The organism is Pleomorphochaeta sp. DL1XJH-081 (assembly GCF_049310885.1).
In the GTDB taxonomy this organism is placed as follows: domain Bacteria; phylum Spirochaetota; class Spirochaetia; order Sphaerochaetales; family Sphaerochaetaceae; genus CAYZJV01.
Genome location: NZ_JBMDYO010000001.1, coordinates 75,379 through 91,500 on the forward strand (window position 1 = coordinate 75,379; position 16,122 = coordinate 91,500).

Here is a 16,122-nt window from a genome sequence, read left to right on the forward strand (position 1 = left end):
CGACTATAGTTGATGGGTACCTACTAGTCCCTGTCTATCCAATATTCATGAGGAACCGGGTTACTTCCCTCCCATATGACCTGTCTGAATAGGACTGGGTCGGTATTACCCTCTGTATTAATAAGCAGGATCTGGCTAGTATCGTCAATCTTCAGGAAATCACGTAACTCGTCGGCTCCGTTTTCCTTCAACATGGAGATGAGAGCGCCAAGGGTGACTGCACCACTCTCCCCACTGACAATGAAAGGATCTCCTTTCAAGGGTGTAGCGTATACGCGCATACCGCGGGCAGCGATATAATCGGGAACCTTTACAAAGGCATCAATGGTCTCCTTGAGCACATTCCAAGCAAGCTCACTGGGTTCTCCACATGCCAGACCTGCCATGATGGTATCTAATGCTCCTCCTACATGGTGGGGTTTTCCATCGTTTGTACGGGCGCTCTCGAACAGACAGGCAGCCTCCTCGGGCTCCACGACAATACACTTCGGAGCCTTCTCTCCACAGAGGCTATGGTAGAAACCGGTGACCGAGGCAGCCAAGGCACCCACCCCAGCTTGCACGAACACGTGAGTAGGTCTAGGGATTCCTTGGCAACTGAATTGCTCTTGGATCTCTGCCATCATGGTAGAATATCCCTGCATGATCCATGTGGGAACCTGAGCATACCCTTCCCAGCTGGTATCACTTATTATCTCCCACCCCTGTTCTTTGGCGTCAATCGCAATCTGCCGTACCGCATCGTCATAATTTCCTTCAATGATCTTTACCGTAGCACCATAACTTCGTATGGCATCGATCCGGCGTTTGCTAGTTTCTGAGTGGACATAGATGACACATTTATGTCCAAGTTTCTGTGCAGCCCATGCAATACCCCTACCATGGTTTCCATCAGTGGCACTTGCAAAAGTGATATCGCCGAGCAGATCTTTAACCTCCTTGGAGACCAAGTATGGGTAATTCATCTTGCTATCGTCTATTCCAAGACGGTTCTGAATAAAACGATAGAGAGCGAAAGATCCTCCAAGGACCTTAAAGCTATTTAGTTCCAACCGCGAAGCTTCATCCTTGACCCAGATTCCCCCAACACCGAACATCGATGCAAGGTTGGGCAGAGAGACAAGAGGACTCATTTGATAACCAGGAATTTGTCTATGGAAACGACGGGCAATGCGAGCCACCTCGATGGGAAACATCTCCTTTGCTATTGAGACATCCCTACCCTCACGATCTCTCAAAATCCAAGAGAAATCTGGAGTCTTGTTTTTCATATTGGCCTCCTAAGACCTTGATTTGATCATTTTTTCTGGTATCAACAAAATGAATCAACATCATTTGTGATACCATCAAATTAAACGTCAATTATAACCAATATACAAAATAAACTCAACTGAACAAAAAAGATGGCCAAACCATAGAATTACGCATCAAGCGCAAATATGATTTGGCCACGTATACCTACTTCCGAATTCTAGAAAGCGTAGTTAAGCATTGCCGCTACCCGCTTGAACGTGAAATCGACCTTACTCATAACCCTTGTATCGCTATCTGATTTCTTTGTGGTCATCTGAGGAATGACAGTGAGGTTGATTCTCTCGCCGAACTTGAAGTTGGTTACCAGTCCAAGATCGAAAACCAGCCCATCAATCTCTAAAGAATTTCCGATATTGTCCTTATAGGTCTCCAACATGATAGCCACAGTATTTATCACTAAAGGCATCTGGTAACCAACAAGATAATCGCCCTTGTAGTTGAAGCTATTCTGATGGAGCCCACCAGTCTCGAATTCCCACCCTCCGGTGGAAGATGTTTCATAAGTAAAACCTTGGTAGTTTATCTCATGATAGGTACGCACCACAACACTTGTCCAATCCCCTGGCCAGATGGCTGCAGTATCGAATTGAAGCGCTGCGCCACCTTTTCCCTTGTAGTAAACGCCCTCCATTGAAGCCGATGTTGCTTTGTCCGAAATTCCATCCCATTCACGCAATCCTTGTAATTCCATGAGATCGAAGTTCCATCCTGTTCCCAGTACACCACCTACAGACAGTTCCATCACAGCAATGGGAGTCATGATAGCTTCAAAATTCAAAGACCCTGTTATGGGGGTAATGCCCATGATTCCTTTCAGTCTGATATTGTTTGTGCTGAACAGAGGCCCTTCTCCCTGTAAGAACGGCATTTTTACCGTATAGCCGGCCTCTACCTTGAATTCTGGAGCTGTGCTTCCTATCAACTTTAAATTACCGGTGATCTCACTATCGGCAGCCCAGAGTCCAACCGTAATACATACCATCAACATGAGCAACAAGACCAAACGTCTGGTTATCTTCATCGTAAATTCTCCTTTTCTGTGAATGCAGGTCAACCATCAGCATACCACAAGCTTTGCGTTCTTTGGAATCTTTTTCCACAGCAAGGGCACTCAAATGCTGTCACATACGTTATTCTGGAGAGCTTTTAACGCTTCATCGAGTGCTTGGCGAAGCTTCTGGAAAGCTACGATATCCACCTGATCCCCCTCTCGTCCGAGAATACAACTACCGATCGCATGAGGAATATGTGCAGCACGTGCTTTTAATCGTGAACCTGCATCGGTCAACTCGACTACCACTGTCCTTTCATCTTCTGGTAAGCGACTGCGGGTGAGCAATTTTTGTTTTTCCATTCTCTTCACCAAAGGAGAAACCGTACCGGTATCCAATCCCAACAGATCGCACAACCCTCCTATGGTAAGAGAGTGATGTTCCCACAAAGCCATCAATACCAGATATTGAGGATACGTGATCCCCAGCTCTTTTAAATAAGGTCGATAAGCCGCAAGGATCGCACGTTCCAGTGAATAGACCCTGAAACAAATCTGGTTATCCAACCTTTGCATTTCGCTATTCTTCATAGGAATTTCTCGATATCTTTATGCATCTTATCGGGTTCAACTGTTGGAGCGAACCGCTTCACTTCCGAGCCATCCTTCGATACGAGAAATTTCGTGAAATTCCACTTCACAGCCGCCCCCAAGGTTCCCGGAGCCTGTTCTTTTAACCAGACAAAAAGCGGATGCGCATCCTTACCGTTGACATCTATTTTCCTCATAAGTTGGAAAGTGACACCGTAGTTGATGCTACAGAATTGTTCTATGTCAGAGTCGGTACCCGGCTCCTGGTGTGCAAATTGGTCACAAGGAAATCCCAACACTACCAACCCCTGAGGACCATAGATTTCATGGATTTTCTGCAAACCCTCATATTGTGGCGTAAACCCACACTTACTTGCCGTATTCACGATAAGTACAGCCTTCCCTTCCAAGCTTGAGAGATTCAAATCCTCACCTTTATTGGTAGTCGCTGAAAAATTATACAGATTTGTGCGCATGACATTCTCCTCTATTTATATTGTGCACAATATTATTTTTCACTATATTTGTCAAGCCATATAAATAACTGCCGTTTTGGAAGTCCAAAAAACGGCAGTTGAGGAGGTTTTTAGTCGAGATCGTTTACGCTATCGGTTCAATTCCTACTTTTGTTTGCATCCTCCACTCCCTTTCTAAGGTATAGCGGTCTCCCAAGATTTCAATCTGTCGTGTCCACTCCAAATTCTCTGATGACCGTCCAATACTGAGTGTAAAGGTTCCCGGTTCTATTACCCTAGTATCCTTATCTAATAAGAAAGAGAGCACATCGGTGGGGAGATTGAAATGGACTCTGGCTTTTTTCCCAGGATCAAGCGAAACCCGACAAAAACCTTTTAACTCCAAGCCAGGTCTCACAATACTGGAACAATCGTCCTTCACATACAATTGCACTACTTCGTCACCAGGGAGTGAACCGGTATTTGTTATAGTAACCGATACAACAAACTCTCCATCTACAGGAGCAGTCGTGGACGCTATACCGAAATCACTATAACTGAAGTTGGTATAGGACAATCCATGGCCAAATGGGTATTGTGCTCCAAATTCACGTTGCTTAGGCATCCCTGTCGCTTTTTTAACGTGATTGTATGCATAAGGCATTGCTCCTCCAACCTTTGGGAAAGAGAGTGGCGTACGGCCACCAGGGTTCGCAATTCCATAAAGGATGTTGGCTATAGCCTCACCCCCGCCCTCTCCCGGTAACCAAGCTGCAATAATAGCAGCTGCTTCTGTCGTCGCTCGGCCAAGGTGATAAGGTCTTCCGCTCACTAGGATAACGACTACCGGTTTACCAGTATCGAGCAGTGCATTGATCATTGTCTGTTGTACACCGGGGAGTTGTAGTGACGTAGTATCAGACCCCTCGCCTACAGTTCCATGTTGGAACAATCCAACCATATCACCGACGACAGCAATAACGACATCGGACTTCTTGGCAAGTGCAACAGCCTCTTTGATTTTCCCTGTATCAGAACTCACAGCCTGATTTGCATCTCCCTGTTTATCGGTTACATCACCGGGGAAGAACACAGCTTTTCCAAAGGATTGTTCAAACAGTACGCAACCATCGGCATAGGATATGAGTGATGTTCCGACCAGCGACTGGATCCCTTCACGGATGGTCTTTGCCCGTTTGGGTATAATATCTTCATCTCCCGACACCCCTTGCAGGTGAATGGGAACCGAATATCCATTGTACATGGCATAGGCATTATCTGCTAAAGGTCCGACCAAGGCTACTTTCGTATCCTTAGCTAATGGTAATATTCCATCATTTCTAAGTAAGACAAAAGACTTCTGGGCAACCTCAATTGCCAAATCATGGTGCTCAGATGAATTCAGTTCAATAGCATCGGATTCTATAAACGGATGGTCGAATATCCCCTGTCGGAATTTTTCGACGAGAATCTTCATTACCGAAACATTGATCTCATCGATATCGATGATATTCCTTTGCACAGCATCCACAAGGCCATGCTTAAAACAAGTGCTACTGGGTAATTCCAAATCCATACCCGCATGTACTGCCATTGCTGCAGCCTCTGCGATATCCATCGCTACATGATGATCGTTAAATAGCTGAATGGGAGCTTCATAATCAGCGACTACAAGGCCGTTAAAACCCCATGTACGCTTGAGCAGATCCGTTATCATGCTCCTAGAACCACTGCAAGGTTCACCATCGATATCATGATAGGCAGGCATGACTGCACCTGGCTTGGCGAGTTTTATTACCATTTCAAATGGTAACCCGAATACATTGAGAAGCTCTCTTTGTCCAATATGAACCGGTGCATGGTTGCGTCCACCTTCGCTGAACGAGTGTCCCATGAAGTGTTTCAATGTCGCAATTGGCGATTGTTTATCACCTTGAAGACCTTGGACATATGCTGTGCCAAGACAGCCAACAAGGTAAGGATCCTCACTGAAAGTCTCTTCCAATCTACCCCAACGAGCATCGCGTGCGACATCGAGTACGGGAGCCAAGCCCTGATGAACACCCAAGGTGGACATCTCTTTCCCGATAACCTGTGCAACCTTACGCATAAGCGCAGGATCCCAGACAGATCCTTGGTTTAGACTGCTCGGAAATATTGTCGCACCTGGAACCATAGCTCCGGTAAGGCACTCTTCATGCAACATGGCAGGAATTCCAAGACGGGTCCTTCCAATAAGATACCGTTGGATCTCATTTATGCCCTTCGCAATTTCCCTCGGGTGAACAGCATGCGTTCCAAACGGTCGGGTCAACTGTCCGATTCCTTCTCCCAATACCATTTCCCGATCCTGGTCTGGACGGTCTTTGGTGAAGGCAATCTCCTTTACAGTAAAACTTCCATCGGAAGATATCTCCAACCATGCCGAGCACAATTGGGCTACCTTCTCCTCCAGTGTCATTTTTCTGAGCAGCTCGAGTGCCCTTTCCCTATTCGAATGCATATGGGGACTCCTTCTATTCTTTCAAAGCACCGAGCGCTACTCCTGCGATGATATACTTGGACAAGAGGAAGTACACAACGAAGAGCGGTAGTACGGTCAAAGCCAAACCCAAATAGACCGAACCATATTCGGTCTTGTATATATCGCCCCTCAGGAGGCTTACCATGATCGGCATGGTGTACTTGGTGTTATCGGTGAGTAGGATCAACGGAAGGAACAATTGGTTCCAATGGAATACGAATTGGAAGATCGCTTGTGTCGCAATCGCCGGCTTCATGATTGGCAGTATGATCCTATTGAATGTGTAGAACTCTTTGGCTCCATCAATTCTGGCTGAATCGACGATATCCAACGAAAGGGTCGCAACCAGGTATTGGCGCATGAAGAATACCATCGATGGTGTCGCGATAGCGGGAAGTATCAGAGGCCATAGACTATTGGTCCAGTGGATCCGGTACATAAACTGGTAGAATCCGATACTGGAAACTTGTGTTGGAAGCATCAGCACAGCCAAAATGAAGGTGAAGAACGGTTGACGGAGTTTCCAGCTATAGGCCACCAAGGCATAAGCAGTGAGCGATGAGAAATAGACCGATCCCAAGGTCGCTCCTCCAGCGACCAGCATCGAATTTATGAAGCCGGTGATGGGATTGAAGGTCTTCCCCATCAGTATCTTGAAATTGGAGATCAGGAATTTGGATGGCAGGAATGCAACGGAATTCTGTTGAATCTGATACGTACTTCGAGTGGCATTCATGAACATAATCCAGAATGGCCAGACACTGAGTATCGCCAAGAATATACATACTACATAAATTATTATTTTATATATATTTCGGGAACTTGACATGCTCTTGTTCATACTGCCACCTCCCGAGCCTTAGCCCTTGCTACCATTCTCATTTTCCGTTCACGTTTCCGCTGCAGCACACTGTCCTTATCACGCATGATGAAGAAGAGGAAAGATGAAAGGATCGCTATGATGATGAACATGATCAAACTCGCCGCTGCAGCACGGTTATAGAGATAACTTCCACTGAAGGCTTGATTATAGATATACACACTGGTGGTCAATGTCGCATTATCCGGTCCACCAAGCAGGAAAAGTCTTGGGATATCGAACATGGTCAAACCACCGATCATACTTGTCACCAGACTATAGAGGAGTATTGTCTTCAGACGGGGAAGAGTCACCCTGAAAAAGATCTGTGTAGCGGAAGCACCATCTATTTCAGCAGCCTCGAACAGCGTGGGATTGATGCCAAGCACACCGGCGATCAGGATGATCATGGTATGGCCGTACCACATCCAAAATTGAATGAAAGCAACAACTCCTCTCGCAGTCCATTTCTGTAGATGGAAGTTCATGGGACTGTCGATCCATCCGAAGGCAAGCATAATATCGTTAATCGGTCCTTTGGGGTATCCGAACAGGGAATAGAACAACAGGGCTATGGTAGCTGCAGTTATGATATTAGGCATATAGATGAGGACTTTGAAAAGGCCTTGGGCTCTTACCTTCAAATGCCTATTGGTAAACCATGCAGTCAACAACAATGCCACCAATATCTGGGGAATGAAGTTGAAAATCCAGATTATCAAAGTATTCGACATTGCTTTTTGGAACGAAGGACTCGTGAGAACAGCCTTGAAATTATCAAAAGGGAATTCAAGGATATTGATATCTGTTTTCATTAGCCCGCGTAGATCGGTAAATCCTATGAATACCGTATACACCAAGGGATAGAGTGCGAAAATCAGGAATGTCAGTACGAATGGAATAGAGAAGTAATACCCATACTTCGCATAGCTGATGGTCTTGCGCTGCATAAAAATTCACCTCCAGGAGCATGGCCGTATCGCATGCAAAATGAATGTGGGCGGAAGCATGCTCCCGCCCACAGAAATTCAATTTCTCTTAATGGGCATCGATATCGAGATTATCCTTCACCTGTTGCTTGAAGTCTGCGATTGTTGCTGCACGGCTCTTGTTTCCTGCAGTGTATTCGCGGACCTGGTCACGCCAGTACATGTTGATGGTCTCATCATACTGGTGCTTGTTCTTACCGGTTGCGAACTGCCCGGCAGGAACGAATACGTCGAACATATTCTGTCCACCGAGGAAGTCCAACCTACCATCTGACTTCGACATAACTGTTCCTGAAGCCACGGTGTCTTTTGTTCCACCAGGACCGTTGAGCGTGCCGTTTGCCCAGTAGTACTGCAATCCAGTCTCGCTGCTATCGAGTGTTATCCATTCGATGATATCTCCGACAACTTCCTTATGTCTGCTGTTGGTATTTCCGAGAACCCATGTTCCGCCCCAGAAGAATCCGACGGGAGGCTCACAAACTGCCCAGTCGCCATAGGTTCCTTCACCAGGAGCAGAACCACCGGAGTTACCGGCCATGACATAGTTGATCAACCAAGCGGGACCGAAGAATCCGAATATTGGTTTTTCTCCAGCATCTTTCATATCAGCGAACCATGCATCGGTCCAGTCACGGGTATCGTTCATATAACCCTTGTCTTTCATCATCTTTGCCATGTCTACAAATGCTTCGCGATCTGGATCGATATAGAGTTTTCCATCTACGATCCAGCCCTTCTCAGAGGCGCCTTCGATAGCATGCCAGAGGTCTCCATCTCCACTGAGGATTCCATATCCCTTCTTACGAAGGTCTTCTGCTGCACTGAAGAACTTATCCCAACCGGGACCAACTTTTGAACCGACGACTGCAGGATCATCTGTTCCCCAGACATCCTTGGCGATCGATCTGCGGTAAATGAATGCACCGCCGGTAGCCTGGTAACCAAGACCAACAAGCTTACCATCGGGGTTGGTGCCGATATCGACGGTGTATTGAGCTATGTCAGCCTCTTTCAGCTTCTTATCGACATCGATACCAAGATCCTTGTAGGGAGCAGCGAAGCTTGCGGCATCACCTTGTGTATACTTGAGCACGAAGGCACTCTCTGCACAATAGATGTCGGGAGCATCCGCACCACCACTAATCAATGCCTGGTCGAGAGCGGGCTGGTAAGCACCGTCAGTAGTGGCAATAATCGTGGTCTTGATCTCATAATCGAAATCGGGATTGAGCTCTTTGTACTTTTCCATCATCTTTGGAACTTCATCGGTGAAACTCCAGAGATTGATCACTTTGGGACCTGTCTCTTGTTCAGCTTGAGCAAATAACGGAAGACTGACGCTGATTATCAGCAACAGACATACCAACAAACCAAGTTTGCGTTTCATACATTTTCCTCCTTCATGTATGTGCCCTTCGGCATATGATTTCATTCACAGTGGCTAAGCTGTCAGTGTGCCGATTTTCCTACAACAACAACATCCTACCCACGTATCGAAATGCTACTACTCATTTTTTCTCGACGAAAGTAGTCATATGCCTAGAGTTTGCCTAGGACAAATGTCCTATAGAGAATGTGAGAATCAGCTTTCGTTCGCCCTAACCCATTTAATCGCGAATTTTCGTAATTCCCTTGCATCACCAATCGATAATTTATGCTTTATATTGTCCCGATAGACGTTTATGGTTTTCGCAGACAGGTTTAACGATGAGGCGATTTCCGATACCCCAAACCCTTGACCGATTAATCTGAGAACTTCCAGTTCCCTTACACTCAACTGTTCTACGGGATTCAGATCCTGTTTACTTTCCTGTAACACCATATTGTCGAACAATCTCTCACGCATATCAGCAGATAGGTAGACCTTCCCTTTCAGTACGGTCCCGATTGCCTCAAGAAGGGTCTCTGCGGCCTCTTGTTTCATAACGTATCCGCGAGCGCCAGCTTTCAATGCACTCGATGCGTAGATAATTTCGTCATACATCGATACGACGATTGCATGGATGGCCGGATGGGAATTTTTAAGCATCTTCACCAATTCCAATCCATTTTCCTGATGAAGGGAGATATCTACTAGGATCACCTGTGGATGTTCCACCTCAACAATATCCAAAGCTTCAGCAATACCGGTAGCCTCTCCTACTACCTTAAAATGATTGTTGTTTTCGATCACACTCACCAGACCCTGGCGAAAAAGCGGATGATCATCCACTACAACGAATTTAACACTCTGTTTCATCTGAACTCCTTCCAACGACAACCTTCACCGTAGTTCCCCTCGCCGTAGAATCTATCGAAAGATCGACTTGCGCCATACTCGCTCGGTTTTTCATGATCCGCAGTCCCAATCCCCCTTCCCGTATCTTTTCTGGCAGCCCTACACCATTATCCCGGATGGTAGCGACTCTTAAAGGACAACCTTCTCCATCGTTTTGCACATCTAGGATAATGTCGACCTGTTTTGCCTGAGAATGTTTGACTGCATTCGTCAAAGCCTCCTGGATAATTCTGAAGACGTGAAGGCTCTGATCCGGATCGGCAATTTCGAAATCGGGATGAGCATGTAGTTTGACATCCACGCTCGCATAACGGTTGGTGTCCCCTACTAAAGCCTCTAATTTGGCGGTAAAAGCATGTGCTTCCAATTCTACTGGAAGCAGACCACGAGATATTGTCTTGATTTTAGTGATGGACTCTGTAAGCAATGAACTTATTCGTTCCAAAGTCTGTTGCACTTGGACATTCTGGGCTACCGTTTTCCTCACTGAAGAGGCTAAGAGAGAGATTCCTAACAGGTGTTGGCACAGATCATCATGCAAATCCTGCCCTATCCTCTCCATGGTCTTGCTGGATATCTCCATCACCTCGTGTTCCAACTCTTTCCTTCTACGGATTTCGTTCGAGAGTTCCCTATTTGTCCGGATGAGATCCTTGGTCCTCAATTCCACTTGTTCAGCTAGCGTACGTTCATGGGAACGCACTTGTTCCATCAACAGCGTTCCCTTGAGATTGCTTGATATCTGTTCCTGCAAGACATCGTAGAGTGCAGGAATCACAATCCCTATGGGTACAAATAGATAGCCCAAAGGCTCATCGATATGGACTAAAGGCATGAGGATCCATTGACCTTCCCGCCAACTCCTTCCAATCTGGGGTGGCAACAATTCCAGGTAATCGAAATCCAACTCAGATAAATCCTTTCCAAGTCCTACCTGACTGCGCATACTCATCAACACCCTGGCACGACCTTTTTTCCCATTGAATACTATGAGAAATCCATCCTCTATCCCGAAAAGCTGAAGTCCTTTGCGTAGATTGGCATACATCTCTTCGCTCTCGAAGGCACCTGCAAGCATGGCACTGACTTGTCGGAGTGTCTCGAAAGACGATTCCACCGATACCCGTTTCGCGGCCTGACAGCGTCCGAACTTCTCTCCAGTCAATGCACGGGCAGCCCCCATGAGTGTTGCCAGTTGCTTGCTTCCAGGCTCCATATTCTTGGCACAGTGGTTCTCCACTACCGATAGATAATCGTTCCAACGGTCTAAAGCTCCACTTTCTGCCGATGTCGCGTCTATAGCTCTGTTCAGCCGCAAGATCATCCCATCATAATCACCTTTTCTCACCAGCACCATGAGGTCGAATATCGCTCTGCGCTCTTCTATGCTTGCATAACGGGGAATCTCCTGTAGATCGGGAGTATAGCTGAACCGTGGACCACAACCGCACGATTCCCGTATAACTGGACTGCATGAGAGTACTTCATGTTCCTCTTCTCCTCCCTGCATGAGACGATCAAGCATTGCTACCGCCTGCTCTCCCAAATCCTGCATAGGCTGAAGCACAGTGGTGAGCGGAGGTTGTGTATAGCGGGAAGATTCTATACCATCGAAACCGATCACCGAGACATCGTAGGGAACTCTGATACCGTTGCGGACCAATTCATCTAGCGCACCTTGTGCCATCCGATCATTCATACAGACTAGCGCATCGAACGGCAAACCTGTCGACAACAGTTTCTCCACTGCGGCGATCCCCGATTCTTGTGTAAAGGTTCCCGGCACGATCAATCGTTCATCAATGATCAGTCCACGATTCCTAAGAGTCTCCTTGCAGGCAACCATCCGGCTGATAGCCTCGTCATGGCTTGGCGGGCCTCCAATCATCGCGAAATTCTTCCTGCCATGCTCATCAACTACATGCTCAACCAACTGAGAGATACCGCTCGCACCTTCGACCACGATATCGGACATACCTGGAATGCTCATCCCAATGGAGACTCGTGGCAAAGACTCCCACTGAGTGAAGAATTCCCTCAGGTCAACAGAGGAGAAGAATGTAGCCAATGATGAAGATATAATGATCAGTCCATCGATATTCCTCTGACTCGCAAGATGGTAGGCTAAGTTTGATGAAGCCTCCGATGCAATGGGCGAGCCGAGTCGTGAACCGAGGAATGAGATCGATCCAAATCCCCTGTCCTGGGCAGCTCTCTCTATAGCATGCCAGATAGTCGATTGGTACCCATCATCTAGGGAAGCGGTAAAGACTCCAATACATCGTTTCTTCTGCATAAATCAACATTCTCCTCTTTGTCCGGCTCCCGCCCCAAGCAAAAACGAGACAAAACCGACACCGGCATCGTAAGCTCTCTTACGATCTTCAGGATGTTTTGTTACCGAATTAGGCAGAAAATGGTTCGCAAATGCAAGAGTATCGAAAATCGAATATCCGACAGCCTGTATAGCATCCCGCATGGAGACTGCAGTGTATCCAAGTTCTTTCGGGTCGGTTTGTTCACAGACACCAAAGATGAGTGCGCCTTTGCCCCTATTGGCTAAACGGGAAGTATAGGGACCCGGTCTCGGTTCGGAAAAATCGAAAAATGGATAGAGTCGATCAATAAAAGATTTCATCCAAGGAGTCATATTGTAGTTATATGCTGGTGATCCCAATATGATTCCATCAGCACGATCTAGCTTGTCATAGAGAAGATGCATGCCATCGAAGAATCTGGTACAGGTCTTATCCTTTCGACACCTTTCGCAACCAATACATGGTTCTATATGATAGGATTCCAAGTGAATTACCTCTACCTCAGCTCCTTGTGTTTTAGCTCCTTTCGAGATCGAATCCATGATTGTGGCGGTATTTCCGTTCTCGCGTGGGCTTCCTATGATTCCGATAATATACATAGCCGTGGGTCTCCTTTCACTCTAGGTAAAAAGGATAACATGGTTTGGAGAATAACGCATGAAAGTCTGGTAAAATTCCCTACATGACGAAAGTAAGCAAGCTTTCGTTTACGACACTCGTGTGGTATACTCGCTAATCGGATTGAGGAGGAAACTCATCTATGGAAAAAAAGAAAACAGCTATCCTGTTAGTTTTTATTGTCCTCGCATTGGTAATAACGGTACTTTTCACCTCCTGTCTTCCCCAAACTGTGGAGACTTTGGATGATAAGCCAGCAGGTTTCTTTATGGGAATATGGCATGGTTGGATCGCACCCATCTCCCTTATCGTAAAATTGTTCAACCCTTCGGTAGGTATATACCAACCTTATAATACTGGTTGGTGGTACGATTTCGGGTTCTATATGGCAATCATCAGTGGATTTGGAGGACTATCGTTAGCAAGAAGAAAATCCAGCCATGATTCATCTCGTAGGACGCGCCACGACTGACCGATTGACAACCACATATAGGAAACACCGCTATGTTCATACAGTCTTTCATCCAATTGCTGCCCATCCTTGTCCTCACCCTTGGCGGATATCTTATGGACAAAATCTATCCGATTGACGAAAAGTTGTTGGTTAAACTCATATCGGATTTCTTCATGCCGCTGCTTATCTTCCATTCCCTCTACTTCAGTGATCTTCAAAGCTCCTTGATTTTCAACATTACAGGTGCTACTACCTTGGTGGTCGCTTTATCTACTTTGGTCAGTTATCTCTATGCGAAGATCACGAGGATAGACATGCGGGGTTTCATGCCTGCCAATATTTTCATGAATTCTGGCTTCTTAGGCATACCTCTGATGAAACTCTGGGGTGGAGTCGCTGCCATGAATCTCATCGTCATCTTCGATCAGGTGCAGACAATCTATATCTTCACACTTGGAATTCTCATAATTACAGGAGGACTCAGCACAAAATCGATTAAGACGATGCTGTTGTCACCCATCCTCTGGTCGATATTCCTAGGAGCCTTCGTATTGATTTTCAAGATCAAACTCCCCCAGCCGATTCTCACGACCTGTGAATTTGGAGGTAGTGCCGCTCCACCGATGGCCGCCTTCGCATTAGGAGTCTCATTATCCAGCACTAAGGTACATGTGAACCGTCATGTTCTTGCCGGAATCTTCATTCGTATAGTGGGAGGTTTCGCCTTCGGGTATCTTGGTGCGACGCTCTTTGGACTTGAAGGGTTGGGAAAGACTGTGGTAATCGTTGCTTCCTCTCTTCCAGCAGCGGTATTCACATCGGTGCTGCCGTTGCGCTATGGGGTCCACAGCGAATTCGCTCCATCCATTGTGATCGTGTCTACCATATTGGGTATTTTCACCATACCCCTGGCGTTCATGTTCGCTGTATAATCCGGCTACCCAAAGTAGGACAAATCAACTATAGTAATTTCATGAAATTATCAGAACGAATCACCAATGCAGTGTTCCGTGGATTGTTCCGCATGTTCTTCAAGATGAATCTGAAGGAATTCGACAAGGTCCCCACCGATGGTCCATTCATGCTTATCGCGAATCATACGTCGGCGTTAGACGGTCCTCTCATGTATGTATTCATGCAACCCCGCAAGATGTTCGCAATGGCAAAAAAAGAGTTGTGGGATCATGGTTTCACCCGTTTCATCATGAACCAATGGGGATCCATTCCCGTCGATCGAGAAAACATGGGAAGACAAACCATGGAAGCCTGTTTCGCTATCTTGGATCAGGGAAACATTCTCGCAATGGCTCCCGAAGGTACGAGAAACAGGACAGGAGAATTGCAGGAAGGAAAGGCTGGAATAGCATTCATCGCCCATAAGAAGCAAGTCCCCATGGTTCCTATAGTCCTACTTGGGTTCGACAAGTTCTCGTACTACGCAAAACGTCTCAAACGTACCCCGATCACTATTTCGGTGGGAAAGCCATTCGAGCTTATAAAGAAAGGTGGGCGATTGGACGCCGAAGGGCGGCAACAACTGATCGACGAGATCATGCTGCATCTCGCCGAGCAGATGCCACTGGAACTCCGGGGCTACTACGCCGGGCGCAAGCTGGAATACACCCTAACCAAGACGCTTTGATCAATACTCCACTGTACAGCAATGGGGAGGGTTTCCCCTCCCCAGCCTTCTATTTACCGTCGTTGCTGGACTTTGCCCATAGGTTGATATTTCCATCCTGGGCATAGCTGTCGATTTCAGCCAATTCGGCATCGGTGAATGCCAGATTATCCAATGCTCGAACATTCTCCCGAATCTGCTCAGAAGAACTTGCTCCTATAAGGACAGAGGTAACCTCTTTCCTGCGTAGCACCCAAGCCAACGCCATCTGGGCAAGACTCTGACCACGTCTCTTCGCAATCTCGTTGAGTTTGGAAACCCGCTTTAGATTCTCTTCAGAGAGCATATTTTTCTTGAGTGAACTGTTCTTAGTCACCCGACTTCCATCGGGAATTCCTCCGAGATATTTATCTGAGAGTAATCCCTGAGCCAATGGAGAGAAACAGATTGTCCCAATTCCCAATTCATGGACCGTTTCCAACAAGGCCTCTTCTACCCATCGATTCAACATCGAATACGATGGCTGGTGGATCAAAACGGGAACATTGCGGGATTTCAAAATCTCATAGGCTTCCCGTGTCTTCTCAGCGGAGTAGGAAGATATTCCGACATAGAGAGCTTTCCCCTGCTTATAGGCGCTTTCCAAGGCTCCCATGGTCTCCTCCAAGGGAGTATCGGGGTCGAATCGGTGAGAGTAGAAGATATCGACATAATCAAGCCCCATCCTCTTCAGACTCTGGTCAAGACTAGATAAGAGATATTTCCGGCTACCCAGATCGCCATACGGCCCTGGCCACATCAAATACCCCGCCTTGCTTGAGATTATCAACTCATCACGGTATGCACTCAGATCCTGACGAAGGATCTTTCCAAAATTGCTCTCCGCGGAACCTGGAGGGGGTCCATAGTTGTTCGCTAGGTCGAAGTGCGTGATTCCCAGGTCGAATGCGGTGTGGATCATCTCTCGGGAATTCTCCACCGATGTGGTATCGCCGAAATTATGCCATAATCCGAGCGAGACCGCAGGTAATTTGAGTCCGCTCTTTCCGCAGTAGTTATACCGCATGGTTTCGTAACGTCCCTCATGTGCTTTGTACATAAAAACCT

At 46.7% G+C, this 16,122-nt stretch carries 15 protein-coding genes; 3 read left to right on the forward strand and 12 right to left on the reverse strand.

The window, feature by feature from the left end; genetic code table 11:
- Positions 1-23: 23 nt before the first annotated feature.
- The 11 genes from ACODJP_RS00355 to ACODJP_RS00405 form a co-directional block, all read right to left on the reverse strand.
- Positions 24-1,271, reverse strand: coding sequence for a diaminopropionate ammonia-lyase (locus ACODJP_RS00355; protein WP_422477304.1), 1,248 nt, complete (start codon positions 1,269-1,271; stop codon positions 24-26).
- A gap of 200 nt (positions 1,272-1,471) precedes the next feature.
- Positions 1,472-2,335: a hypothetical protein gene (locus tag ACODJP_RS00360; protein ID WP_422477306.1), complete on the reverse strand. Its 864-nt coding sequence runs from the start codon at positions 2,333-2,335 to the stop codon at positions 1,472-1,474.
- 90 nt (positions 2,336-2,425) lie between these two features.
- Positions 2,426-2,896, reverse strand: coding sequence for a MarR family winged helix-turn-helix transcriptional regulator (locus ACODJP_RS00365; protein ID WP_422477308.1), 471 nt, complete (start codon positions 2,894-2,896; stop codon positions 2,426-2,428).
- Complete coding sequence (locus ACODJP_RS00370) at positions 2,893-3,372, reverse strand: glutathione peroxidase (protein WP_422477310.1); 480 nt, start codon at positions 3,370-3,372, stop codon at positions 2,893-2,895. The genes ACODJP_RS00365 and ACODJP_RS00370 overlap by 4 nt, the downstream gene beginning before the upstream one ends.
- A 124-nt stretch (positions 3,373-3,496) precedes the next feature.
- Positions 3,497-5,854: a glycoside hydrolase family 3 N-terminal domain-containing protein gene (locus tag ACODJP_RS00375; protein WP_422477312.1), complete on the reverse strand. Its 2,358-nt coding sequence runs from the start codon at positions 5,852-5,854 to the stop codon at positions 3,497-3,499.
- A 13-nt stretch (positions 5,855-5,867) separates the two neighbouring features.
- Positions 5,868-6,611 (reverse strand): carbohydrate ABC transporter permease, encoded by a 744-nt coding sequence (locus ACODJP_RS00380; RefSeq protein ID WP_422477314.1) that lies wholly within the window; start codon positions 6,609-6,611, stop codon positions 5,868-5,870.
- 101 nt (positions 6,612-6,712) lie between these two features.
- Positions 6,713-7,684, reverse strand: coding sequence for a carbohydrate ABC transporter permease (locus ACODJP_RS00385; RefSeq protein ID WP_422477316.1), 972 nt, complete (start codon positions 7,682-7,684; stop codon positions 6,713-6,715).
- An 88-nt stretch (positions 7,685-7,772) separates the two neighbouring features.
- Complete coding sequence (locus ACODJP_RS00390; RefSeq protein WP_422477318.1) at positions 7,773-9,113, reverse strand: carbohydrate ABC transporter substrate-binding protein; 1,341 nt, start codon at positions 9,111-9,113, stop codon at positions 7,773-7,775.
- Between the two features lie 195 nt (positions 9,114-9,308).
- Positions 9,309-9,965, reverse strand: coding sequence for a response regulator (locus tag ACODJP_RS00395; RefSeq protein WP_422477320.1), 657 nt, complete (start codon positions 9,963-9,965; stop codon positions 9,309-9,311).
- Positions 9,949-12,300, reverse strand: a complete 2,352-nt coding sequence (locus tag ACODJP_RS00400; RefSeq protein ID WP_422477322.1) for a substrate-binding domain-containing protein — start codon at positions 12,298-12,300, stop codon at positions 9,949-9,951. Before ACODJP_RS00400 ends, ACODJP_RS00395 begins: the two co-directional genes overlap by 17 nt.
- A 3-nt stretch (positions 12,301-12,303) precedes the next feature.
- The gene (locus ACODJP_RS00405; protein ID WP_422477324.1) at positions 12,304-12,921 is read right to left on the reverse strand and encodes a flavodoxin family protein; all 618 of its coding nucleotides are present in this window, start codon (positions 12,919-12,921) and stop codon (positions 12,304-12,306) included.
- A 161-nt stretch (positions 12,922-13,082) separates the two neighbouring features.
- Here ACODJP_RS00405 and ACODJP_RS00410 point away from each other — a divergent pair, with 161 nt between their 5' ends.
- The 3 genes from ACODJP_RS00410 to ACODJP_RS00420 are packed head-to-tail and all read left to right on the forward strand — an operon-like array spanning position 13,083 to position 15,036.
- A complete protein-coding gene (locus ACODJP_RS00410; protein WP_422477326.1) occupies positions 13,083-13,412 on the forward strand; it encodes a hypothetical protein in 330 nt (109 codons plus the stop codon).
- 32 nt (positions 13,413-13,444) lie between these two features.
- The gene (locus ACODJP_RS00415; RefSeq protein WP_422477328.1) at positions 13,445-14,326 is read left to right on the forward strand and encodes an AEC family transporter; all 882 of its coding nucleotides are present in this window, start codon (positions 13,445-13,447) and stop codon (positions 14,324-14,326) included.
- Positions 14,327-14,367: 41 nt separating this feature from the next.
- Positions 14,368-15,036 (forward strand): lysophospholipid acyltransferase family protein, encoded by a 669-nt coding sequence (locus ACODJP_RS00420; protein WP_422477330.1) that lies wholly within the window; start codon positions 14,368-14,370, stop codon positions 15,034-15,036.
- A 49-nt stretch (positions 15,037-15,085) separates the two neighbouring features.
- Here ACODJP_RS00420 and mgrA read toward each other — a convergent pair whose 3' ends face one another.
- Positions 15,086-16,114: an L-glyceraldehyde 3-phosphate reductase gene (mgrA, locus tag ACODJP_RS00425; protein ID WP_422477332.1), complete on the reverse strand. Its 1,029-nt coding sequence runs from the start codon at positions 16,112-16,114 to the stop codon at positions 15,086-15,088.
- Positions 16,115-16,122: the final 8 nt, after the last annotated feature.